The 23,713-nt window shown below is 64.5% G+C and carries 22 protein-coding genes, 1 tRNA gene and 1 pseudogene; 5 read left to right on the plus strand and 19 right to left on the minus strand.

Annotated features, from left to right (window positions below; translation table 11 throughout):
* Positions 1-2: 2 nt before the first annotated feature.
* The 5 genes from KSS95_RS22090 to KSS95_RS22110 form a co-directional block, all read right to left on the minus strand.
* A complete protein-coding gene (locus tag KSS95_RS22090; protein WP_217849623.1) occupies positions 3-1,625 on the minus strand; it encodes a methyl-accepting chemotaxis protein in 1,623 nt (540 codons plus the stop codon).
* A gap of 128 nt (positions 1,626-1,753) precedes the next feature.
* Positions 1,754-2,437 carry a tellurite resistance TerB family protein gene (locus KSS95_RS22095; protein WP_217849625.1) on the minus strand — a complete coding sequence of 228 codons (684 nt, stop codon included), beginning with the start codon at positions 2,435-2,437 and terminating at the stop codon, positions 1,754-1,756.
* 117 nt (positions 2,438-2,554) lie between these two features.
* Positions 2,555-3,661, minus strand: coding sequence for an NADH:flavin oxidoreductase/NADH oxidase (locus KSS95_RS22100; protein WP_217849627.1), 1,107 nt, complete (start codon positions 3,659-3,661; stop codon positions 2,555-2,557).
* A 1,041-nt stretch (positions 3,662-4,702) separates the two neighbouring features.
* Positions 4,703-6,412: a single-stranded-DNA-specific exonuclease RecJ gene (gene recJ, locus KSS95_RS22105; protein ID WP_217849629.1), complete on the minus strand. Its 1,710-nt coding sequence runs from the start codon at positions 6,410-6,412 to the stop codon at positions 4,703-4,705.
* 30 nt (positions 6,413-6,442) lie between these two features.
* Positions 6,443-6,985 (minus strand): YaeQ family protein, encoded by a 543-nt coding sequence (locus KSS95_RS22110; RefSeq protein ID WP_217849631.1) that lies wholly within the window; start codon positions 6,983-6,985, stop codon positions 6,443-6,445.
* Positions 6,986-7,114: 129 nt separating this feature from the next.
* Here KSS95_RS22110 and KSS95_RS22115 point away from each other — a divergent pair, with 129 nt between their 5' ends.
* Together KSS95_RS22115 and KSS95_RS22120 are read left to right on the plus strand one after the other, a co-directional pair.
* Positions 7,115-8,314: a CaiB/BaiF CoA transferase family protein gene (locus KSS95_RS22115; RefSeq protein ID WP_217849633.1), complete on the plus strand. Its 1,200-nt coding sequence runs from the start codon at positions 7,115-7,117 to the stop codon at positions 8,312-8,314.
* Positions 8,315-8,333: 19 nt separating this feature from the next.
* On the plus strand, positions 8,334-9,194 hold the full coding sequence (locus KSS95_RS22120; protein ID WP_217849635.1) for a TIGR02285 family protein: 861 nt from the start codon (positions 8,334-8,336) through the stop codon (positions 9,192-9,194).
* A gap of 173 nt (positions 9,195-9,367) precedes the next feature.
* Here KSS95_RS22120 and KSS95_RS22125 read toward each other — a convergent pair whose 3' ends face one another.
* The 8 genes and pseudogenes from KSS95_RS22125 to xerD form a co-directional block, all read right to left on the minus strand.
* Entirely contained in the window at positions 9,368-9,649 is a 282-nt protein-coding gene (locus tag KSS95_RS22125; protein WP_217849636.1) for a DUF3509 domain-containing protein, read from the minus strand.
* A gap of 91 nt (positions 9,650-9,740) precedes the next feature.
* Complete coding sequence (locus tag KSS95_RS22130) at positions 9,741-10,151, minus strand: histidine kinase (protein ID WP_217849638.1); 411 nt, start codon at positions 10,149-10,151, stop codon at positions 9,741-9,743.
* Positions 10,152-10,289: 138 nt separating this feature from the next.
* On the minus strand, positions 10,290-10,613 hold the full coding sequence (locus KSS95_RS22135) for a PALP domain-containing protein (RefSeq protein WP_217849640.1): 324 nt from the start codon (positions 10,611-10,613) through the stop codon (positions 10,290-10,292).
* Positions 10,611-10,715, minus strand: a tRNA-OTHER gene (locus KSS95_RS22140). Before KSS95_RS22140 ends, KSS95_RS22135 begins: the two co-directional genes overlap by 3 nt.
* A 51-nt stretch (positions 10,716-10,766) precedes the next feature.
* Positions 10,767-11,699, minus strand: a pseudogene (gene thrC, locus KSS95_RS24715) (threonine synthase); the annotation flags it as partial.
* A gap of 53 nt (positions 11,700-11,752) precedes the next feature.
* A complete protein-coding gene (locus KSS95_RS22150; protein ID WP_217849642.1) occupies positions 11,753-13,057 on the minus strand; it encodes a homoserine dehydrogenase in 1,305 nt (434 codons plus the stop codon).
* A gap of 82 nt (positions 13,058-13,139) precedes the next feature.
* Positions 13,140-13,901 (minus strand): thioredoxin fold domain-containing protein, encoded by a 762-nt coding sequence (locus KSS95_RS22155; protein WP_134694042.1) that lies wholly within the window; start codon positions 13,899-13,901, stop codon positions 13,140-13,142.
* Positions 13,902-14,055: 154 nt separating this feature from the next.
* Complete coding sequence (gene xerD / locus KSS95_RS22160) at positions 14,056-14,952, minus strand: site-specific tyrosine recombinase XerD (RefSeq protein ID WP_217849643.1); 897 nt, start codon at positions 14,950-14,952, stop codon at positions 14,056-14,058.
* 68 nt (positions 14,953-15,020) lie between these two features.
* Here xerD and KSS95_RS22165 point away from each other — a divergent pair, with 68 nt between their 5' ends.
* Positions 15,021-16,826 (plus strand): cation:proton antiporter, encoded by a 1,806-nt coding sequence (locus tag KSS95_RS22165; RefSeq protein WP_217849645.1) that lies wholly within the window; start codon positions 15,021-15,023, stop codon positions 16,824-16,826.
* 498 nt (positions 16,827-17,324) lie between these two features.
* Here KSS95_RS22165 and KSS95_RS22170 read toward each other — a convergent pair whose 3' ends face one another.
* The 6 genes from KSS95_RS22170 to ffh all read right to left on the minus strand — a co-directional run bounded on the left by KSS95_RS22170 (position 17,325) and on the right by ffh (position 21,384).
* Positions 17,325-17,732 (minus strand): acyl-CoA thioesterase, encoded by a 408-nt coding sequence (locus tag KSS95_RS22170; RefSeq protein ID WP_134694046.1) that lies wholly within the window; start codon positions 17,730-17,732, stop codon positions 17,325-17,327.
* 100 nt (positions 17,733-17,832) lie between these two features.
* Positions 17,833-18,183, minus strand: coding sequence for a 50S ribosomal protein L19 (gene rplS / locus KSS95_RS22175; RefSeq protein WP_023629812.1), 351 nt, complete (start codon positions 18,181-18,183; stop codon positions 17,833-17,835).
* A gap of 42 nt (positions 18,184-18,225) precedes the next feature.
* Positions 18,226-18,978, minus strand: a complete 753-nt coding sequence (trmD, locus tag KSS95_RS22180) for a tRNA (guanosine(37)-N1)-methyltransferase TrmD (protein WP_008094486.1) — start codon at positions 18,976-18,978, stop codon at positions 18,226-18,228.
* A gap of 3 nt (positions 18,979-18,981) precedes the next feature.
* On the minus strand, positions 18,982-19,518 hold the full coding sequence (gene rimM / locus KSS95_RS22185; protein ID WP_134694047.1) for a ribosome maturation factor RimM: 537 nt from the start codon (positions 19,516-19,518) through the stop codon (positions 18,982-18,984).
* A gap of 5 nt (positions 19,519-19,523) precedes the next feature.
* Positions 19,524-19,775, minus strand: a complete 252-nt coding sequence (gene rpsP / locus KSS95_RS22190; RefSeq protein ID WP_011535318.1) for a 30S ribosomal protein S16 — start codon at positions 19,773-19,775, stop codon at positions 19,524-19,526.
* A 232-nt stretch (positions 19,776-20,007) separates the two neighbouring features.
* Entirely contained in the window at positions 20,008-21,384 is a 1,377-nt protein-coding gene (gene ffh, locus KSS95_RS22195) for a signal recognition particle protein (protein WP_186658580.1), read from the minus strand.
* Between the two features lie 221 nt (positions 21,385-21,605).
* Between ffh and KSS95_RS22200 the strand changes: the two genes are divergently transcribed.
* Positions 21,606-22,415, plus strand: coding sequence for a cytochrome C assembly family protein (locus KSS95_RS22200; RefSeq protein ID WP_217849647.1), 810 nt, complete (start codon positions 21,606-21,608; stop codon positions 22,413-22,415).
* 9 nt (positions 22,416-22,424) lie between these two features.
* Positions 22,425-23,612, plus strand: coding sequence for a transporter associated domain-containing protein (locus KSS95_RS22205; RefSeq protein ID WP_217849650.1), 1,188 nt, complete (start codon positions 22,425-22,427; stop codon positions 23,610-23,612).
* Positions 23,613-23,713: the final 101 nt, after the last annotated feature.

Genomic DNA, 23,713 nt, shown 5'->3' on the forward strand with positions numbered 1-23,713 from the left:
CGTCAGACTTTGAACCGCGATACACCGCCGCGCAGGCCCGCCGCCACCTGGCTCAGCTCATCGATGGCAAAGCTTGCCTGACGCAGCGATTCGACGGTCTGGGTGCTGGCGTCGCTGAGCTGGGCCAGTGCCTGGTTGATCTGCTCGGCACCGGTGGCCTGGGCCTGCATACCTTCGTTGACCATCAGCACCCGCGGCGCCAAGGCCTGGACCTGGTGAATGATCTGGCTCAGTTGTTCACCCACCTGCTGCACCTCGAACATGCCGCGGCGCACTTCCTCGGAGAACTTGTCCATGCCCATCACCCCGGCCGACACCGCCGACTGGATCTCGCGCACCATCTGCTCGATGTCGTAGGTGGCCACGGCGGTCTGGTCGGCCAGGCGACGCACCTCGGTGGCGACCACGGCGAAACCACGGCCATACTCGCCGGCTTTCTCCGCCTCGATGGCGGCATTGAGCGACAGCAGGTTGGTCTGGTCGGCCACCTTGACGATGGTGACCACCATCTGGGTGATGTTGCTGGCCTTCTCGTTGAGGATCGCCAGCTTGGCGTTGACCAGGTCGGCGGCGCCCATTACCTGGTGCATGGTCTCCTCCATGCGCGCCAGGCCCTGCTGGCCGGAACCGGCCAGGCTCGAGGCCTGGTCGGCGGCGCTGGTGACCTCGGTCATGGTACGCACCAGGTCGCGGGAGGTCGCGGCGATTTCCCGCGAAGTGGCGCCGATCTCGGTGGTGGTGGCGGCGGTTTCGGTGGCGGTGGCCTGTTGCTGCTTGGAGGTGGCGGCGATCTCGGTGACCGAAGTGGTCACCTGCACCGACGAACGCTGGGCCTGGGACACCAGGTTGGCCAGCGACTCGGCCATCTCGTTGAAACCGCCCTCGATGGCGCCGAACTCATCCTTGCGGTCCAGGCTCAGGCGCATGCTCAGGTCGCCCGAACGCAGGCGGTCCAGGGCATGCACGATACGCAGCATGGGCGCGGTGATCGCGCGCATCAGCAGCAGGCCACACACACCGGCCGCGACGATCGCCAGCAGCAGCGAGACGATCATGCTGCCTTTGGCCGTGGTCACGGCACCGACGATTTGGTTGGTGGCGGCATCGGCGGACTCGCGGTTGCGCTCGATCACCTCGTTCAGGTGCTGGCGCCCTTCCTTCCAGGCCGGGGTAAGCACCTCGGCGATCAGGCGCTGGGCCTCGGCATAGTTCTTCTGCTGGTAGGTGGCCAGCACTTGGTCGACGAGCTTGACGTAGGCTTCTTCCAAGCGGGTGAATTCGTCGAAGGCAGCCTGGTCACTGGCCTCGCGAATGGTCGCCTGGTAACTGGCCATGTGCTTCTTGAGTCGATCGTCGAAGCTGTCGAACAACTGCTGGTCGGCAGTGGTGAATTCGCGGTGGTTGGACAGGCCCACCAACTGCTGGCTGGTGACATAGCTGTCGACCCAGGCGCTACGGATCATCGAGCTGTAGTAGAGGCCAGGAATGCTGTCGGAGCCGACCGCCTCCTCGCTGGACTCGATCGCCACCAACCGCGAATACGCGGCCACGATCATCAGCAGCATGATGGCGATGATCACGGCGAAACTTGCCAGGATCCGTTGGCGCAAGGTCCAGTTCTTCACATTCAGCCCTCAGGAATTCGATACGAGCGGGAAAAATCGCCGAAGTATAGCCCAGGCTTCTTGTGCAATCGCGGCTGAATGCTGCGGGATTCAGGCGTCCCTGCCTGCTGGAATGGCCAAAAGCCGGTTCATTGACCCGCGGCAAGCCGGACCTGGTTCTCCAGCTCCTGACGCAAAACCGGGTCGAGGCGCAACTGACGGGCCAACTCATCGAGGTAGGCGCGCTCCATGAAGTTTTCCTGGTCGACCATCATCACGCTGGCCAGGTACATCTCGGCGGCCATCTCCGGGGTCTGCGCGGCGCGGGCCACCTCGGCCGGGTCCAGTGGCTTGTTCAGCTCGGCATGCAGCCAGTGCTGCAACTCGCGATCGCTGTCCAGGCGGGTGAACTCGCCTTCGATCAACGCCCGTTCGCGTTCATCGATATGGCCATCGGACTTGGCCGCCGCCACCAGTGCCCGCAATACCGCCTGGCTATGCTGCTCGGCCTGGGCCGGCGGCAGGCGGTCGAGGGTCTGCGGCTCGCGATTACCCTCGCCCTGGCGTGCCTGCCAGTTGCCGTAGGCCTTGTAGGCCAGCACACCGAGCGCGGCCAGGCCGCCATAGGTGAGGGCCTTGCCGCCGTACTTGCGCGCTTGCTTGCTGCCCAGCAGCAGGCCCATGGCCCCGGCCGCCAGGGCGCCACCGCCGGCACCGGAAAGCAGGCTGCCCAGGCCTGCCGTGCCCTTGTCACTGGCGCGCTTGCCTTGATGCTCCTGCAACAGCGACTGACCGGATCTGAGCAATTGATCGAGCAGACCGCGAGTGTTCATCTGGCATACCTCCTGAGGGTGAAGGCGTCAGGGTAGGCCTACTCGCTGAATCCTCGCTTAACGCATTTGCATCTGGATGTTGCTCCTACGCCTTCAATCAGCCGGCCTGCCGCGGCATCAGTCGCGCAGGTCCGACTCGTGGATCGGGTTGGCTCGGCTGGTGGCCCGCTGGTACTGGGCCGGCCAGGTGGCCTTGTTGCCGCCGAGGTCATCATCGGCGTGCAGCGGCCAGTACGGGTCGCGTAGTAGCTCGCGGGCAAGGAAGATCACATCGGCCTGGCCGGTGCGCAGGATGTGCTCGGCCTGGGCGGGCTCGGTAATCATGCCGACAGTGCCGGTGGCGATTTCCGACTCCTTGCGTACCCGCTCGGCAAAGCGGGTCTGATAGCCGGGACCGGTGGGGATCTCGGCGTTGACCGAGGTGCCGCCGGAGGAAACGTCGATCAGGTCGACGCCCAGGCCGCGCAGGCGGCGCGCCAGCTCGACGGTTTCGTCGGGGTTCCAGCCGTCCTCCACCCAGTCGGTGGCCGACACCCGCACGAACAACGGCAACGCCTCGGGCCATGCCTTGCGTACCGCCTCGGTGACCTGCAGGGTCAGGCGGATGCGGTTCTCGAAACAACTGCCATAGTGGTCGCGGCGCTGGTTGCTCAGTGGCGAGAGGAACTGATGCAGCAGGTAGCCATGGGCCGCATGGATTTCCACCACCTTGAAGCCTGCTTTCAAAGCGCGTTCGGTGGCTGACACGAACGCGTTGATGACGCCCTGGATCTCGTCTTGGCTCAGTTCCCGCGGTGGCGTGTGTTCGGGGTCGAAGGCGATCTTCGACGGCCCCACCGGTTGCCAGCCGCCGTGTTCGGGCTTGACGCTGCCGTGCTGGCCGAGCCAGGGGCGATGGGTGCTGGCCTTGCGTCCGGCATGGGCCAGCTGGATGCCGGGGACGGCGCCTTGGGCGGTGATGAAGCGGGTGATGCGTTGCAGGGGTTTGATCTGCTCGTCATGCCACAAGCCGAGGTCTTCGGCAGTGATGCGCCCGTCGGCGGTGACCGCCACGGCCTCGCTGATCACCAGGCCAGCGCCGCCAACGGCGCGGCTGCCCAGGTGGACCAGGTGCCAGTCGTTGGCCAGGCCGTCCACGGCGGAGTACTGACACATTGGGGATACGGCGATGCGGTTGGGCAGGGTCAATTGACGCAGGGTGTAGGGCTCAAGCAGCAGGCTCATGAGGGCACCTCCCAGGGACTCCAATGGTTTTTCCGGTCCGGGTGCTCGTTTTTCTCAGAGGGGTGGGCTCGGATCCGGTAGTTTCAGACTAGACCATGGGGTTTGGGTTCGGGTTCGGGTTTTATAGTGTGGGTTTTGTATTCTTTATGCGCATTCGTAGATGATGTCGACGTATAGTCACCTTTTCGCCCTTACGGCGACCTACTTTTGCACGCGGGCAAAAGTAGGCAAAAACCGCTGGCTCCATTCATCCGGCCCCTACGCTGCGCTCCGGGGTTCCCTCGCTCCGCTCTTGCTCCCGTGGGTACCGCGCTGTAGGGCCCATCCTGGGCCCCAGCGCTCGACGGCCATCCATGGCCGTCGCCCCACTACGCAAGAACTCCGCTCGGCCTCCTGAAGTCGCAATTGGCGGCGCCTGAACTATCGCGCGCTTAGAAGCAAAATCAACAGCAGATCAAGAGCAGATCAAGAGCAGATCAAGAGCAGATCAAGAGCAGATCAAGAGCAGATATTTTTGGTTTGTTAGTTGGGAATGTGTTGTTTGTTCCGACGCCATCGTGGGGCAAGCCCACTCCCACGCTTGGCCACTTTATCGGTTTGGAGTGGGAGCGGGCCCCGCAATGCGTTCCAGAGTTCCCAGTGATTCAACTAGCGACTAGCTGCGCCAGTGCAGGCGCCGCTCCTAACTTCGCGACTTCAGGAGGCCGAACGCAGGCCTTGCGTAGGGAGGTGACGGGCATGGATGCCCGTCAAGCGCTGGGGCCCAGGATGGGCCCTGCAGCGCGGCCCTCCCGGGAGCAAGGCCGGAGTGAGGGAACCCCGGAGCGAAGCGTAGGGGCCGGATGAATGGAGCGAGGATTTTTTGGTGACTTTTTGATCCTTCAAAAAGTTACCCGCCGTAAGGGCGCAAAGGTGACTATGCGTCGACATCATAAATGAATGCGCATACAGCCTTCAAAACACAAACAAACCAACAAACCAACAAACCAACAAACCAACAAACCAACAAACCAACAAACCAACAAACAAAAGGTACGCGGTCTACCGCGCCTCCATATGCGCAATCATCAACTGCACACTCTCATTCCCACGAAACTCATTCACATCCAGCTTGTAAGCCAACTCCACCCAACGCACGGTAGGGTTCGGCCACACCTCCCGGTCGATCCCGAAGGCAATCCCATCCAGCCGCACCGACCCGCACTCGCTCTTGAGCACCACCTTCAAGTGCCGCTCTCCCACGACCCGCTGCTCGACCAGCTGGAACACCCCATGGAACAACGGCTCGGGAAAGTGCTGCCCCCAAGGCCCGGCATTGCGCAGGGCCCGCGCCAGGTCCAGGTGGAACTCCTCCACCGCCAACGTGCCATCCGACAGCAACCGCCCAGTCAGGTCCTCTTCGCGCAGCTGGCGCCGAACCTCCTCATCGAAGGCCTCGGCAAACGCCGGGAAATGCTCGGCCGGCAGCGACAAACCCGCCGCCATGGCGTGCCCGCCAAACTTGCTGATCAACGCCGGGTGCCGCGCCGCCACCGCATCCAGCGCATCACGAATATGCAGCCCCGCCACCGACCGCGCCGACCCCTTGAGCATGCCCTCCCCTGCATCGGCGAAAGCAATGGTCGGGCGGTGGTAACGCTCCTTCAGGCGTGAGGCCAGAATGCCAATCACCCCCTGGTGCCAATCCGCATCGAACAGGCACAGGCCGTAAGGCATGGACTCCACCGGCAAGTCCTTGAGCTGGGCCAGCGCCTCGCGCTGCATGCCCTGCTCGATGGACTTGCGGTCCTGGTTCAGGCCATCGAGCTGCTGGGCCATGTCCAGCGCCAGCGCCGCGTCATCGCACAACAGGCACTCGATACCCAGGCTCATGTCGTCCAACCGCCCGGCCGCATTGAGCCGAGGGCCGAGGATGAAGCCCAGGTCGGTGGAAGTGATACGCCGGTGATCACGCCGGGCCACTTCGAGAATGGCCTTGAGCCCCGGCCGCGCACGGCCGGCGCGGATACGCTCCAGGCCCTGATGCACAAGGATCCGGTTGTTGGCATCCAGCGGCACCACGTCGGCGACACTGCCCAGGGCCACCAGGTCGAGCAACTCGCCGATGTTCGGCTGCGCCTGCGTTTCGTAGCGGCCCAGGCTGCGCAAGCGAGCCCGCAATGCCATCAGCACATAGAAAATCACCCCGACTCCAGCCAGGGACTTGCTCGGGAAGCCGCAGCCCGGCTGGTTCGGATTGACGATGGCGTCCGCGTCCGGCAACTGCTCGCCCGGCAAGTGGTGGTCGGTGACCAGCACCTTGAGCCCCGCCGCCTTGGCCGCCGCCACGCCCTCGACACTGGAAATACCGTTGTCCACGGTGATCAACAGCTGCGGCTGGCGCTGCAAGGCAACCTCGACGATCTCCGGGGTCAAGCCATAGCCGTACTCGAAACGGTTGGGCACCAGGTAGTCGACATGGGCCGCGCCCAGCAGACGCAGGCCAAGCATGCCCACGGTGCTGGCCGTGGCGCCGTCGGCGTCGAAGTCGCCTACGATGAGGATGCGCTGGCGCAGGTCCAAGGCCTCGACCAGCAGGTCCACCGCCGCCTCGATGCCCTTGAGCTGCTGGTACGGCAGCAGCCGCGCCAGGCTCTTGTCCAGTTCGACCGCCGACTGCACACCACGGGCGGCGTACAAGCGGGTCAGCAACGGTGGCAGGTTGCCCAGCAACGGCAGGGGCGATGGCAGGGGGCGGGGTTCGATATGCATGGGGCCTTCGTCGATCAGGGGTGAATCAGGTCAGCCGCGCTCGCCGAGCAGCCACTGCAGTTGCACTTCGTGCTGGCCACGGTCGTCGGTGACGAACACCGTGCCTTCGCTGATCATCACGTCCCACTTGATAGCACGCGGCATATCAGTGGCCAGGGTCTCCAGCACCTCTTGCGGCACGGCGGCGACGTTGAGGTTCTTCAGGCCCTTGACCGCGCCGAGCACCTTGGTTTCCCAGACCCGCAGGCTGCCATAGGCCAGCAGGCTGGTGCGTTCGGTGCGGCGCGAACACCAGGTCAGGCGATCGGCGTCGGGCTGGCCGACTTCGATCCAGTGCAGGATGCGATCGTCCAGGCTCTTTTCCCATACTGCCGCTTCATCGACATCCGACAAGCCCCGGCCGAACGCCAGGTTTTCGTTGTACCACAGGGCATAGGCCAGCAGGCGCACGGCCATGCGCTCTTCGGTTTCCGAAGGGTGACGGGCGATGGTCTGCTTGACGTTCTCGTACACGTTGCGGTCGAGGTCGGTCAGATTCAGTTCGAACTTGTAGGTGGTGGACGGCTGGGCCATGGGCGCTGGGCTTCTTGCGGGGGAAAGTCGCACAGTCTAACCGATAGCGCCGGTTCGGACGACGCCGGTATACCTGCCGTTGCCGAGCTGTGATACAACCTGCGCACGCCCAGCCGCCACGGATGCCCCATGCCCACGCCCAGCAAGCCACTCGCCGGCCTGAAAGTCATTGAACTCGGCACCCTGATCGCCGGCCCGTTCGCCTCGCGCATCTGCGCCGAATTCGGCGCCGAGGTGATCAAGGTCGAGTCGCCTGACGGCGGCGACCCGCTGCGCAAATGGCGCAAGTTGTATGAAGGCACCTCGCTGTGGTGGTTCGTCCAGGCGCGCAACAAGCAGTCGCTGACCCTCAACCTCAAGCACCCAGAAGGTCGCGAAGTGCTCAAGCGCCTGCTCGCCGAGGCCGACATCCTGATCGAGAACTTCCGCCCCGGCGTGCTGGAGAAACTCGGCCTGGGCTGGGACGTGCTGCATGCGCTCAACCCGCGCCTGGTCATGGTGCGCCTGTCGGGCTTCGGCCAGACCGGGCCGATGAAAGACCAGCCGGGCTTTGGCGCGGTTGGCGAGTCCATGGGCGGGCTGCGCTACATCACCGGCTTCGAGGACCGCCCACCGGTGCGCACAGGCATTTCCATCGGCGACTCGATCGCCGCGCTGTGGGGCGTGATCGGCGCGCTGATGGCCCTGCGTCATCGCGAGGTCAACGGCGGCCAGGGCCAGGTGGTGGACGTGGCGCTGTACGAGGCGATCTTCGCCATGATGGAAAGCATGGTCCCGGAGTTCGACGTGTTCGGCTTCATTCGCGAGCGCACCGGCAACATCATGCCCGGCATCACGCCTTCGTCCATCCACACCACGTGCGATGGTCGCCACGTGCAGATCGGCGCCAACGGCGACGCGATCTTCAAGCGCTTCATGCAGGCTATCGGCCGTGACGACCTGGCCAACGATGCCGCGCTGGCTAGCAACGACGGCCGCGATGCCCGCCGCGACGAGCTCTACGGCGTGATCGACCGCTGGGCCAACAGCCTGCCGCTGAACGAAGTCATGCAGACGCTCAACGACGCCCAGGTGCCGGCCAGCCGTATCTACAGCGCCGAAGACATGCTGGGCGACCCGCAATTCCTCGCCCGCGAGATGTTCCTCCAGGCCCGCCTGCCAGACGGCAAGCCGTTCAAGATGCCCGGTATCGTGCCCAAGCTGTCCGACACCCCGGGCTCTGCCGAATGGATCGGCCCGACCCTGGGTGAACACACCAACGCGCTGCTCACCGACCTAGGTTACGACGCCGCCACCATCGCCCGCTTGCGCGCCGACGGCGTGCTCTGAGCGCGCGGCGGCCTGGCCCATGCGTATCGCGCAGCTGCCTGCCCTGCTCTGCTTGCTGCTTGCCAGCATGCACATGGCCGAAGCCAAGGAACGCCTGCTGTGGCTGGTGCGCGACCTGCCGCCGTTCACCATCTTCGAAGGCCCCTCGCAAGGGCGCGGGGTGATCGACCAACTGCTGCCGCAGCTGATCGCACAGATGCCCGAGTACGACCACCGTATTGTCCGGGTCAACCGCGCGCGCGGCATCCAGATGCTCCAGGAACCCAGCTTCACCTGTGACCCGACCTTGCTGTGGACCCCTGAGCGAGCGCGCTACGTACACTTCTCCAAGCCCTCGCTGGGCGTGCTCAGCAGCGGCCTGGTGATCCGCAAGCAGGACCAGGCGCTGCTCGCCCCCTTCCTCGATGGCGAGCAAGTGGACTTGCAGCGCTTACTGGCACAGACCCAACTGAAACTCGGCATCGTCGCCGAACGCAGCTACAGCGTGCAGGTCGACCAGGTGCTGCAGCAACTGCCCGACAGCGCCTTCAGCCGCCACTACGGCAACGACGCCACTGCCAGCCTGCTGCAGATGCAGCAGCTGGGTCGCCTGCAACTGGTGCTGGGCTACTGGCCGGAGGTGCGCTACCTGATCCAGCAGCAGGGCGGCACACTGGACGACTACAGCTTCCATCCGATCCGCGGGGTCGATCGCTACCAGTTCCTGCATGTGGGCTGCTCGGACACCGCCCTGGGCCGAGAGGCCATTGCCCACATCGATCAATTGCTGCCCGACCTGCGTGAGCACAGCCTCCCCGAGCTATACGCCGGCTGGTTGGACCCGGCGTTGCAACAGGACTACCTCGAGCAGGCCCGGCATTTCTTCGAACCCAGGCATTGAGGCGCAGGCCGCAGCGCGTTGCCCGCTTCGCCGGCACGGCAGGCAAAAAGAAACCCCGGTCGCTGGGGAAGACGACCGGGGTCAAGCGAAAGCCCTTGGGACTTCCAGTGGCAGCCTGAACGATACCGGAGCAAAGCATCGCCAGGCGGCCCTTGAAGCGTCTGATCTGGCCGTCAGGCAAAGGTTCCCTGGGGCTGCTGGCGATGCTGCAACGCGGCGATCACGCATGGCTGCAAACGCCCTTCGACAATCTGCAGGTCACGGTGCAGGCCATCCACCAGGTCGACCAGCAACTGCTGTTCCAGCAACTGCCGTGCACAGACCGTACGCCGCAGGATCAGCGCACCGTGTTGGTCATACAAGGTCAATTGCCGGTTGCCGCCGGCATCGAGCGCGCCAAGCGCGGCCTGGTAGGGGGTCAGGGCATCGTTGAGCAGTCTGCAGATTCGTTCCATCCGGATCACTCGCTGGCTAGGGACATGTGAGAACTGACCGTCGGGCGTGATGGAAAGTTCGCATCCGCCCCGATCCTGCGAGCATGCGCGGTCAACATGACAGTTTCGCCAGCGGCCTTTGCACCCCCTGCGCCAGGCCATCCAGCGCCCGGCCCAAGGCCACGGCCAGTCTGGGCCACGGCACATCCACCAGCACCCGCAGGCCATGGCGTCGCGCCTCATGGGCAAGGCTGGCACCGGCTTGCGCCTGGCCGACGAACAGGAGCGCGCGCGTCGAAGCGACGGACGCCAGGCGCGCGAACAACGGCAAGGCCTCCTGCCGCGCCATCCCATGGTCGAGCACCAGCAGGTCGGCAGGCTGCCCGCGCGCCAGGTCGCTGATGATCTCGCCCACGTCGTCGCTCAAGCGGACGTTGTAGAGCCCCTGGGCGTTGAACGCCTGGTGCAGGCGGATCTGGTGGAAGGGGCGTGTCTGATGGATAAGCACATGAAGGTTGTGCATGGGCCGGCTCCTGGGCAATACGCCGTGAAAATCAGGCGATCACTGTAGGGAGAGGCCAGCGGGTAGTTCTATAGGAAATGTCCGAAAACGATGAGGGCCACTCACGTGGCCCTCAAAGGATAAATACGACCGCGCGCCTTACAGCGGCTTGCCGCGATTGCCATGCTGGCTGACGAAGGCCTGCACGGTCTTCAGGTCGTTGGCCAGCACCGTGCAACGCTCTTCACGGCTGAACAGGTCGCTCAGGTGGGCCGGCAGCTCCAGGGCCTTGCCGACGCCGGCCTGCTCCACCGCCTCGGGGAACTTGACCGGGTGCGCGGTGCCCAGCACCACCATCGGCGTGTCCAGGCTGCGGCGGCACTCGCGGGCGGCCTTGACGCCGATCGCGGTGTGCGGGTCGAGCACCTCACCGGTACTGGCGAACACTTCGGCGATGGTCTCGCAGGTCTGCGCGTCGGTCACGGCCAGCGAATCGAACAGCTTGCGCGCCTCGGTCCAGCGATCCTGCTCGACACTGAAGCCGCCGCCCTGCTTGAAGGTGTCCATCAACTGGGCTACCGCCGCGCCATTGCGACCGTGCAGGTCGAACAGCAGGCGCTCGAAGTTGGACGAGACCATGATGTCCATCGACGGCGACAGGGTCGGGTGCAGGGCATCCTTGACGTACTGGTTGCCGCTCATGAAGCGGTGCAGGATGTCGTTGCGGTTGGTCGCCACCACCAGCTGGCTGATTGGCAGGCCCATGTTGCGCGCCAGGTAACCGGCGAAGATATCGCCGAAGTTGCCGGTCGGCACCGAGAACGCCACCGAACGGGCCGGGCCGCCCAGCTGCAGGGCTGCGTGGAAGTAGTAGACGATCTGGGCCATGATCCGCGCCCAGTTGATCGAGTTGACCGCCACCAGGCGGGTGCCCTTGAGGAATGACTGGTCGGCGAAGCTGGCCTTGACCATCTCCTGGCAGTCGTCGAAGTTGCCTTCGATGGCGATGTTGTGGATGTTGTCGCCGAGGATGGTGGTCATCTGCCGGCGCTGCACTTCCGACACACGCTGGTGCGGGTGCAGGATGAAGATGTCGACGTTGTCGCAACGGCGGCAACCTTCGATGGCGGCCGAGCCGGTGTCGCCACTGGTGGCGCCGACGATCACCACGCGCTCGCCGCGCTTGACCAGCACATGGTCGAGCAGGCGGCCGAGCAGTTGCAGGGCGAAGTCCTTGAACGCCAGGGTCGGGCCGTGGAACAGCTCCATCACCCACTCGTTGCCGTTGAGCTGGCGCAGCGGCGCCACCGCGGCATGGGCGAAGTTGCCGTAGGTTTCTTCGAGGATCTTCTTGAAGTCGGCATCGGCGATGCTGCCGTCGACGAACGGGCGCATCACCCGGAAGGCCAGTTCGTGGTACGGCAGGCCGGCCCAGGAGGCGATTTCTTCCTGGGTGAAGCGTGGCAGGTTTTCGGGGACGTACAGGCCGCCATCACTGGCCAGGCCAGCCAGCAGGACGTCTTCGAAGTTCAGGGCCGGAGCCTGGCCGCGGGTACTGATATAGCGCATGGGACAAACCTTCGATGCTGGGCGCGGGCCACCCGGGCGGCCCGCCGCTGAGATTAATTGAGCTGTTCGACGCGAATCCGCACGACCTTGCCGACTACGTCCTGCAGGGCTTCGAGGGCCACGATGGCGTCGTCGATGCGCTGCTCGACCACGCGGTGGGTCAGCAGGATCATCGGCACCAGGCCGTCCTGTTCCTCGGCCTCCTTCTGCATGATCGACTCGATGTTGATGCCGCGCGCCGAGAGGATGCTGGCGACCTGGGCGAGCACGCCCGGGTGGTCCTTGGCCTGGATGCGCAGATAGTAGGCACTTTCGCAGGCCTCGATCGGCAGGATCGGATGGGCCGACAGCGCGTCTGGCTGGAAAGCCAGGTGCGGCACGCGGTTCTCCGGGTCCGAGGTCATGGCGCGAACCACGTCGACCAGGTCGGCGACCACCGACGAGGCAGTCGGCTCCATGCCAGCACCGGCACCGTAGTACAGGGTCGAGCCTGCGGCATCGCCGTTGACCATCACCGCGTTCATCACGCCGTTGACGTTGGCGATCAGGCGGTCATTGGGGATCAGTGTCGGGTGCACGCGCAGCTCGATGCCCTCGGCGGTGCGGCGGGCCACGCCCAAGTGCTTGATGCGGTAGCCCAGGGCCTCGGCGTAGTTGACGTCGGCGGTGGTCAGCTGGGTGATGCCCTCGGTGTAGGCCTTGTCGAACTGCAGCGGGATGCCGAAGGCGATGGACGCCAGGATGGTCAGCTTGTGCGCCGCGTCGATGCCTTCGACGTCGAAGGTCGGGTCGGCCTCGGCATAACCCAGCGCCTGGGCTTCGGCCAGCACGTCGGGGAAGGCGCGGCCCTTGTCACGCATTTCGGTGAGGATGAAGTTGCCGGTGCCGTTGATGATCCCGGCCAGCCAGTTGATGCGGTTGGCCGACAGGCCTTCACGGATCGCCTTGATCACCGGAATGCCGCCGGCCACGGCTGCCTCGAAGGCGACGATGACACCCTTCTCGCGGGCCTTGGCGAAGATCTCGTTGCCGTGCACGGCGATCAGCGCCTTGTTGGCGGTGACCACATGCTTGCCGTTGTCGATGGCCTTGAGCACCAGGTCGCGGGCGACGGTGTAGCCGCCGATCAGCTCGATGACGATATCGATCTCGGGGTTGCTGGCCACGTCGAACACATCAGCGGTAATGGGGGTACCGGTAATCTGGCAGTTCGGGTTCGGCGAGCGCATGGCAATCTGTGCCACTTCAATACCGCGCCCGGCACGGCGGGCAATCTCCTCGGCGTTGCGCTGAAGTACATTGAAGGTTCCGCCACCGACGGTCCCCAACCCACAGATGCCTACTTTGACCGGATTCACAGTGAACTCCCCATTGAACGGCCGGCACCTGCGCCGACCGTGAAACATGCCGTCACCCCATGACGACGGCGTACTGAATTGATTACTTGGCGGCTTGTTGCTGGCCCGCCAGAGCCAGCTTGGCCACTTGTGGCGCCGGCTGGTAGCCCGGGATCACCTGGCCGCTCTCGAGCACGATCGCCGGCGTGCCGTTGACCCCGATCGACTGCCCCAGGGCGAACTGCTTGCCGACCGGGTTGGCGCACTTGGCGGCCTTGATTTCCTTGCCATCGACCATCTTGTCCAGCGCCGCGCGGCGGTCGCTGGAACACCAGACCGCCTGCAACTGCTCGTCACCCGGCGAGCCCAGCCCCTGGCGCGGGAAGGCGACATAGCGCACCTCGATTCCGCGACGGTTGAGCTCAGGCACTTCGGCGTGCAGTTTATGGCAGTACGGGCAGGTGGTGTCGGTGAACACGGTGATGTGCGACTTGGTCTCGCCCTTGGCCGGATAAACCACCATCTCCCCTTTCGGGATGCCGTTGATCAGCTTGGCGACGCCTTCACGCTCGGTCTTCTCGGTGAGGTTGACCGGCTTGCCGTCCTGGATCTGGAACAGGTAGCCCTGCATCACGAACTGGCCATCGGCGCTGGCGTACAGCACGCGCCCGCCCTGCAACTTGACCTCGTAGAGGCCATTGAGCGGGCTGCTGGCAACGCTCTCGACCGGCACTTCCAGTTCGAGGTTCTGCAACGACTTGCGGATCGCCTGCTCGGCGCCGGCGTTGGCGTCGCTGGCGGCAGCGACAGCAAAGGTACTGGCCAGCGCCAGGGCGGCGGCGGCGAAAATCTGGGTCACGCGCATGGGGTACTCCTGAAGGCGGACGGGGCCGTTGGGGCGTCGCTCGCGCATCGCGCGCGGCGAAAAACAGGCCCTTGCAACAAACCGTCCAAGCCTACCACAACAGACCGGCGCAGTAGGGGTCCTCAGGCACCGGTCGGCGGAACATGAAAATCATTCATCCACGTGGATGGTGCTGGGCATGCAGCTGTTGCAGGCGGGCCTTGGCGACGTGGGTGTAGATCTGCGTGGTGGACAGGTCACTATGGCCCAGCAGCATCTGCACCACCCGCAGGTCGGCGCCATGGTTGAGCAGATGGGTGGCGAAGGCATGGCGCAGGGTGTGCGGCGACAGCGCCTTGCCGATCCCGGCGACCTGGGCGTGGTGCTTGATCCGGTGCCAGAAGGTCTGGCGGGTCATCTGCTCGCCCCGCTGGCTGGGGAACAGCACATCACTGGGGCGGCCATTGAGCAGTTCGGCACGACCATCGCGCAGGTAGCGCTCGATCCATGTCACGGCCTCCTCGCCCATCGGCACCAGGCGCTCCTTGCTGCCCTTGCCCATCACCCGCAGCACGCCCTGGCGCAGGTTGACCTGGTCGAGGGTCAGGCTGACCAGCTCGGTCACCCGCAGGCCACAGGCATACAGGACCTCGAGCATGGCCCGGTCGCGCTGGCCGATGGCCTCGCCCAGATCGGGGGCTTGCAGCAGGGCCTCGACGTCGGCTTCCGACAACGACTTGGGCAAGGGCCTACCGAGCTGTGGCATGTCGACCTGCAGCGTTGGGTCGACGGCGATCATCCGCTCGCGCAGCAGGTAGCGGTAGAAGCCACGCACACCGGAGAGCATCCGCGCCGTGGAGCGCGGCTTGTAGCCTTGCTCGAAGCGCCAGGCCAGGTGCTCGAGGATCAGCTCGCGGCCGGCATCGGGCAACAGCACGTGCTTTTCCTGCAGCCAGCCGTTGAACAGCGCCAGGTCGCTGCGGTAGGAAGCACGGGTGTTGTCGGACAGGCCTTTTTCCAGCCAGAGGGCGTCGAGGAACTGGTCGATCAGGGGGTGGTCCAGTGCTGGCATGAAGACTCGATGGCAAACGGCGAAAAGGCGCTTAGTCTTTCATAACCAGGCATGCAGAGGGAGCCCGCATGAACGAACAGCAGATTCTTTTGAGCGTCGGTGGCATCGGCGCGGCCGCGCTGCTCTGCCAATGGCTGGCCTGGCGCCTGAAATTGCCGGCGATCCTGTTCCTGCTGCTCTGCGGCATCCTGGCAGGCCCCATGCTGGGCTGGTTACAACCTCAGGCCTTGTTCGGTCCGCTGCTGATGCCGCTGGTCTCCCTGGCCGTAGCGCTGATCCTGTTCGAAGGCAGCCTCACCCTGCATCTCTCGCAGTGGCGCGAGATCGGCAGCGTGGTACACCGCCTGGTCAGCGTCGGCGCGCTGAGCACCTGGCTGGTGATCGCCGTCGCCACCCACTGGCTGCTGGGCTTCGATTGGCCCCTGGCAATCCTGTTCGGCACCCTGACCCTGGTCACCGGCCCCACGGTGATCGTCCCCATGCTGCGGGTGGTGCGCCCGAAGGCGGCGATTGCCAACATCCTGCGCTGGGAAGGCATTGTCATCGACCCGATCGGCGCGCTGCTGGCGGTGGTGGTCTACAGCTTCATCATCGCCAGCGCCGCCGGCAATGGCCTGAGCCAGAGCCTGGTAACCTTCGCCGGGGTGATCTTCTGCGGCAGCGCGCTCGGCGCCGCCGGTGGCTGGCTGCTGGGGCAGGTGATGCGCGAGCAGTGGCTGCCAGAATACCTGCACAACCTCGCCTCGCTGGCGGTGGTACTGGGCATCTTCATCGCCGCCAACCAGATCGTTCATGAGTCGGGGCTGCTGGCGGTCACCGTCATGGGCATGTGGCTGGCCAACATGCCCGGCGTAGATGTGCGGCAGATCCTGCACTTCAAGGAAAACCTCAGCGTGCTGCTGATCAGCGGGCTGTTCATCCTGCTGGCGGCGCGGCTCGACCTGCATGCGCTGCTGGCCCTGGGCCCTGCGGTACTGGCACTGCTGCTGGTGATCCAGTTGCTGGCACGACCGCTGAACGTCTGGCTGTCGACCCTGGGTTCACCCTTGAGCTGGCGCGAGCGCGCGCTTTTGGCTTGGATTGCGCCACGGGGCATCGTCGCCGCGGCGGTGTCGGCGATCTTCGCCATCCGCCTGGACGAAGCCGGCCATCAAGGCGCACTGCTGCTGGTGCCACTGACCTTCGCCGTGATCATCGGCACCGTGGTGCTGCAAAGCGCCACGGCAAGGCCGCTGGCACGCTTGCTCAAGGTCGCGGAGCCGGCGCCCAGCGGGTTTCTCGTCGTGGGTGCCAACCCACCCGCGCGCGCTATCGCCAAGGCGCTGCAACAACTCGGCTGCCGGGTGCTGCTGACCGACTCGAGCTGGGAGAACATCCGTGCCGCGCGCATGGAGAACCTGCCCACCTACTTCGGCAACCCGGCCTCCCAGCATGCCGATGCCCACCTTGACCTGGTCGGGCTCGGCCACCTGCTGGGGCTATCGCCGGCCGGGGAGATCAATGCGCTGGCCTGTGCGCGCTTTCGCCATGATTTCGGCCACGGCCGGCTGTTCGTGCTGGCCAGTGGTCTTGAGAAGCAACGCAGCGACAAGCACCGGGCCAGTGAGGAGCACCGCGGGCAATTGCTCGGCTCGCGCCCCTTGACCTACGGGCAACTGGCCAAGCTGCTGAACCAGGGGGCCGAGCTGTACAGCACCACGCTGACCGAGGCATTTACCTGGGCGGGCTACCAACAACTGCATGGCGAACGCGCAACCTTGCTGTTCGCCCGCGACAGCCAAGGCTGGGTGCATGTGGCCAGCCCGGAAAACCCGCTCAAGCCTCAACCGGGTTGGACGCTGGTGGCGCTGGTGGAACCGGAGCCCAACCTGTAGGCCAGCTAGCTGGCAGACCAGGCACCGCGGTGGATGGCACCGGCTGCGCCGGTGTTCGCCGGCAAGCCGGCTCCTACACGTTTGCGGCGCACCCCGTCCCGTAGGAGCCAGCTTTGCTGGCGAAGCAGGCGGCGCGGAGGATGGCACCGGCTTTGCCGGTGTTCGCCGGCAAGCCGGCTCCTACGCTGTTTTCGGCCTGGCATTGCCCGGTAGCCAGCTTGCTGGCGAACCAGGCGCCGCGGTGGATGGCACCGGCTTTGCCGGTGTTCGCCGGCAAGCCGGCTCCTACGCTGTTTTCTGCCTGGCATTGCCCGGTAGGAGCCAGCTTGCTGGCGAACCAGGCGCCGCGGTGGATGGCACCGGCTTTGCCGGTGTTCGCCGGTAAGCCGGCTCCTACACGTTTGCGGCGCACCCCGCCCCGTAAGAACCTGCGCGCCATGACAGCACGGTGGCGCCTGCGTTCGCCAGCAAGGCTGGCTCCTACAAGAGCTCGAAACGTCAGGCGGCCGGCAGCACCGGTACCGGGCGCTTGTCTTCGTCGATGGCGACGAAGCTGAACACACCATGAATGGCGCGTTCGCGACCATCCAGGTACATGTTCTCGACGAACACGTCCACCTGCACCTGCAAGCTGGTATTACCCACCTTGACCACACTGCCCACCAGCTCGACGATCGAACCGGCCGGGATCGGGTGCTTGAAGTCGATACGGTCGGTGGACACGGTCACCAGTGGCAGGCGGCAAAACCGGGTGGCGGCGATGAACGACACTTCGTCCATCCACGCCAGCGCCGTGCCGCCGAACAGGGTGTTGTGGTGGTTGGTGGTGTTGGGGAACACCGCCTTGGTCACGCGGGTCACCGACAGCTCGGTGCGGCGCTGGATTTCCTGGTCTCTGTCTGTCATCACCGGGTTACTTCGCAAGGGCAGAATTCAAAATGCAAAAAAGCAGCCCGAAGGCTGCTTTTTTCTCGCAAGGGGCCTCAGGCCACCAGGCAAACTGTACTCAGGACAGTTTTTCCTTGATGCGAGCGGCTTTGCCGGACAGGTCGCGCAGGTAGTACAGCTTGGCTTTACGCACGTCACCACGACGTTTCACGGCCAGGCTGTCGATCTGTGGGCTGTAGGTCTGGAAGGTACGCTCAACGCCTACGCCGCTGGAGATCTTGCGCACGGTGAAGGCGCTGTTCAGACCGCGGTTACGCTTGGCGATAACGACGCCTTCGAACGCCTGCAGACGCGAGCGGTCGCCTTCCTTCACTTTAACCTGGACGACGATGGTGTCGCCTGGTGCGAAGGTCGGGATCTCTTTGCTCATCTGCTCGGCTTCGAGCTGCTGGATGATCTTGTTGGTCATGCTGTGCTCCTAAGATGGATACGGGATCCACCATCGATACGTTTAACTATCGTCCCGCTCGCGGAGGTATTCCTCGAGCAGCTTCTTCTCTTCTCCAGAAAGCGAGCGACTTTCCAGAAGATCGGCGCGTCGTTCGAAGGTCCTACCAAGGGACTGCTTCATCCGCCAACGCCGGATATGTGCATGGTTGCCACTTAGCAACACGTCGGGAACGCGCTGATCCGCATACACCTCAGGTCGGGTGTAGTGCGGGCAATCAAGCAGACCGTCGGTGAAAGAGTCTTCCTCCGCCGAGTCCACATGCCCTAAAGCTCCGGGCAGCAGCCGCGTAACCGCATCGATCAGTACCATGGCCGGCAGCTCGCCACCGGAAAGCACATAGTCGCCAATCGACCACTCCTCATCGACATGAGCCTCGATAAAGCGCTCGTCGATGCCTTCATAACGACCGGCGATCAGGATCAACGATTCCTGTTCGGCCAGGCCTTTGACCGCCTGCTGGGTCAGCTTGCGGCCTTGTGGCGAAAGGTAGATCACCTTTGCCGATGCTCCGGTCGCCTGCCTGGCGCTAACCAAGGCGTCTTCCAGAGGCTTGATCTTCATCACCATGCCCGGACCACCGCCAAACGGCCGATCATCCACGGTGTGGTGGCGATCTGTGGTGTAGTCCCGCGGATTCCAGCAGGTCACTTGCAGCAACCCCTGTTTCACCGCGCGGCTGGTAATGCCGTACTCCGTGATGGCCGAGAACATCTCGGGGAACAACGTGATGACGTCTACGCGAAGGTTACCCATCGTTTAGAAGTCCGCGTCCCACTCAACCCGCATCACGCCTGCTTCCAGGTCGATACCGAGCACGCATTGCGCCGTATAGGGCAACAGACGCTCGCGATCATCCAGGCTGCCTGCGCAGGGCTTGACCACCATTACATCGTTCGCGCCGGTCTCCAACAGGTGATCGATCGTGCCGAACAGTTGTTCGTCCTGATTGATGACCTTCAGGCCCACCAACTGGTACCAGTAGTACTCGTCGGCTGCCAGGTTGGGCAAAAGGCTCCGCGGGATGCAGATTTCGAAGCCGCTCAGAAGACGGGCTTCATCACGATCATCGAGGCCTTTGAGCTTCACGACCAGGCCCTTTTGGGAGCCACGACCGCTGACCAGCTCGACCTGCTTTACCTTGCCTTCGTGCCTGAGCGTCCAGCGCGGATAATCCAACAGGTTTTCAATCGGATCGGTAAAGGAGTACACCTTCACCTCGCCGCGAACGCCGTGAACCGAAAAAATCTTGCCAACGACGATCAGGTCGTCAGCCTTTTCTGGCGTCGCGTTCATACTGCTCAGGCTGCGGCCTTGGCAGCTTCCTTCAGCAGCTGAGCAACGCGCTCAGACGGCTGTGCGCCCTGGCTCAGCCAGTAGGTGACGCGCTCTTGGTTGACCGACAGCTTGACTTCGGCGCCCGATGCGATCGGGTTGAAGAAGCCAACGCGCTCAACGAAACGGCCGTCACGGGCGTTACGCGAGTTGGTCACGGTCAGGTGGTAGAATGGGCGCTTTTTCGAGCCGCCACGGGCCAGACGAATGGTTACCATGTGAACATCGTTCCTATAGTCGGTGCTGCAAAACTGAATGCCCAATGGGCACACGGGTGCCCAAAAGGCCGCATATTCTCGGGGAATACACGGACATTTGCAAATGCCTTTTTCGGCAAGCCCTGGGCCCGCCGTTCAATTCTGCCGGTTTAAGCCGCCGGATGGCGGCCATGTACCCGCCAAAGCGGGGTCTGGCCAGCCTCCTCTTTATAAGGAAGCCGGCCGGATTGGTTTACAGCTTCGGCATGCCGCCGCCTGGCAGCATCCCGCCCAGGCCGCGCATCATCTTGGCCATGCCGCCCTTGGCGGAGAATTTCTTCATCATCTTCTGCATCTGCTTGTGCTGCTTGATCAGCCGCCCGATGTCCTGCACCTGGGTACCGGAACCCAGGGCGATGCGGCGCTTGCGTGAACCGCTGATCAGGTCGGGGTCGCGGCGCTCGGCAGGGGTCATGGAGTTGATGATCGCCTCCATCTGCTTGAACTGCTTCTCGGCCGCGCCCTGGGCATTGCCCATCTGCGACAGGTTGACGCCGCCGATGCTGGGCAGCTTGTCCATCAGGCCGCCGAGGCCGCCCATGTTCTTCATCTGCTGCAGCTGGTCGCGGAAGTCTTCGAGATCGAAGCCCTTGCCCTTCTTCAGCTTCTTGGCCAGCTTGTCGGCCTTGGCCTTGTCGATGTTCTGCTCGGCCTGCTCGATCAGGCTGAGTACATCGCCCATGCCGAGGATGCGCGAGGCGATACGGTCGGGGTGGAACGGCTCGAGGGCCTCGGTCTTCTCGCCCATACCGATGAACTTGATCGGCTTGCCGGTGATGGCACGCACCGACAGCGCGGCACCGCCACGGGCGTCACCGTCGACCTTGGTCAGCACCACGCCGGTCAACGGCAGCGCATCACCGAAGGCCTTGGCGGTGTTGGCGGCGTCCTGGCCGGTCATGGCGTCGACCACGAACAGGGTTTCGATCGGCTTGACCGCGGCGTGCAGGGCCTTGATCTCGTCCATCATGTCGGCATCGACATGCAGGCGACCGGCGGTGTCGACGATGACCACGTCGATGAACTTGAGCTTGGCCTCGCGGATCGCCGCCTCGGCGATGGCCACCGGCTTCTGGCTGATGTCGGACGGGAAGAAGGTCACGCCGATGTCGTTGGCCAGGGTCTCGAGCTGCTTGATCGCCGCCGGGCGATAAACGTCGGCGGACACCACCATCACGCTCTTCTTCTTGCGCTCCTTGAGGTGGCGCGCCAGCTTGCCGGCGGTGGTGGTCTTACCCGCACCTTGCAGACCGGCCATCAGCACCACGGCAGGCGGCGCGGCGTTGAGTGCCAGCTCTTCGTTGGCCGCGCCCATCAGGCTTTCCAGCTCGGCCTGGACGATCTTCACGAAGGCCTGGCCCGGGGTCAGGCTGCGCGACACCTCGGTGCCGACCGCACGTTCCTTGATGCTGTTGACGAAATCCTTGACCACCGGCAGGGCGACGTCGGCCTCGAGCAGGGCCATGCGCACTTCGCGCAACGTGTCCTTGATGTTGTCTTCGGTCAGCTTGGCCTTGCCGGTGACATGGCGCAGCGTCTGTGACAGGCGGTCGGTCAGGTTTTCGAACATGGTGATCCTTACAGGCCCAGTGAAGCCGAGGTTTTTCAGGTGCCCGGGGGAACATGCACACGCGCCGGGCACAGCAAGGCGGCGATTATAGCGGAGACTGCTGGCGACGCACACCTCGCGCTGGACCACCGGCCGCTTGCCCCGCGATTGATACGCAGTCTTCCTTGCCCACCGCGTTCTATGCCAAACTCCGTCCCTTTAGGGCTCGCCTGCCAGGACTTATGTTCTCTTCACCCAGCCTCATCCCCAATCTGCTCGCCGCCTTCCTTTATCTGGCCGCGACCGTCTACCAGGCCACCGGCCTGGCCCGTGGCAACCGTGCCGACAAACGGCTGCTCGGCGTGCTCGGCGCCCTGGCGGTGATCGCCCAGGGCGGTGCCCTGTTCTTCCAGCTGATCACCCCGCTGGGCCTGAGCCTGGATTTCTTCAGCGCCGCCAGCCTGATCGCCGCAGCGGTCATCGGCCTGACCCTGATCGCCTGCCTGAGCATTCCGGTGGAAAACCTGCTGGTGCTGCTGTTCCCGCTCGGCGCCGTCACTGCGCTGCTGGCGCAGTTCGCCCCGCCCGGCACGGTGCCGTTGATCAACGAAGAGCCCGGTATCCTCGCGCATATCCTGCTGTCGATCCTGGCCTACGGGCTGTTCACCATCGCCGTGTTCCAGGCGCTGCTGCTGCTGTTGCAGGACCGTCAGCTGAAGAACAAGCACCCATCCGGGATGATCCGCAACTTCCCACCGCTGCAAACCATGGAGAGCCTGCTGTTCGGCTTCCTCTGGGCCGGCTGGGGCCTGCTGTCGCTGTCGCTGGTCTCCGGCTGGCTGTTCCTCGACAACCTGTTCGCCCAGCACCTGGTGCACAAGACCCTGCTGGCCTGCGTGGCCTGGGTGGTGTTCAGCGTGCTGCTGTGGGGCCGCACCCGCCTCGGCTGGCGTGGCCACAAGGCCATCCGCTGGACCCTGGCCGGCTTCTGCCTGCTGATGCTGGCCTATTTCGGCAGCAAGCTGGTCCGCGAATTCATCCTGCATATCTGACGACCCGCCATGGACAGCCTGCCGTACGCCCCGCTGCTCGGCATCATCGCACTGGCGCTGTTGTGGGCGGCGCTGTTCACCGCGGTGGACGCCGCCCGCCAGCAGCTCAATGGCCATGGCGAGCCTGCCCTGCCCAGCCAGGGCCTGGTGCTCGGCGCCAGCCTCGGCAAGCTGCTGGTGCTGGGCCTGGCCTGCCTGATTGGCCAACGCCTGAACGGTGAACACGGTTTCTGGCTGGCCGGCCTGGGCGCCGCGCTGGGCCTGCTGGTGCTCGCCGAGTACCTGCCGCGACGCCTGGCCCGGCGCAGCCCGCAGGCTTTCCTCAGCCTCGGCGCTAGCCTGCTCAGACTGCCCCTGGCCCTGCTGCAACCCTTGGGTTGCGCCCTTGACGGCGGCGCCCGGCTGATCCTGCGCCCGTTCCGCGTGCAGGCCACCGCCGTGGCCCTGCACCCCCAACAGGAGGCGCCCTACGATGAGGACGCGCCCGCTGACAATGGCCGCCATGGCCTGCTCGAAGGCTTGCAGGCGCTGGACAAGATTACCGTCAACGACATTCTGGTGCCGCGCAACGAAGTCGACGGCATCAACCTCGACGAGCCCATCGAGCGCATCGTCGAGCAGTTGATCGTCAGCCGCCATACCCGCCTGCCGGTCTACCACAACGACATCAACCAGGTCGAAGCGGTGCTCAACACCAAGCTGATCAGCCACTTGCTGCCACGCGCCGAGCTGACCCCGGACACCCTGCGGGCGGCCTGCTACGAACCCTACTTCGTGCCCGAGAGCACCCCGCTGCACCTGCAGTTGCTGAATTTCCACAAGCAGCAACGGCGCATGGGCGTGGTGGTGGACGAGTACGGCGAGGTGCTGGGCATCGTCACCCTGGAGGACATCCTCGAGGAAATCGTTGGCGAGTTCGAGGACGAACAGAGCCTGGACAACCCCCACGTCCATCCCCAGGTGGATGGCCGCTTCATCATCGAAGGCACCGCCTCGCTGCGGGAAATCAACCGTACGCTGGGCTGGCACCTGCCCTGCGATGGCGGCCCGAAGACCCTGAACGGCCTGGTCACCGAAGCCCTGGAAAGCATTCCAGCCAGCGCGGTTTGCCTGAGAATTGGCAGATATCGGCTGGAAATCCTCGAAACCGAGGATAATTGTGCAAGCAAGGTACTGGTCTGGACAGTAGCTCGATAGCTATACTCGGACCACGCTTACCCAGCCCTGCCGTCCCGCCTGCTACCCGCACCCGGCGCTCCACGGCCAGTGCGCATCACTGACACGCCCCGCGGCCCTGC

It is taken from the genome of Pseudomonas muyukensis, assembly GCF_019139535.1.
Taxonomy (GTDB): Bacteria; Pseudomonadota; Gammaproteobacteria; order Pseudomonadales; family Pseudomonadaceae; genus Aquipseudomonas; species Aquipseudomonas muyukensis.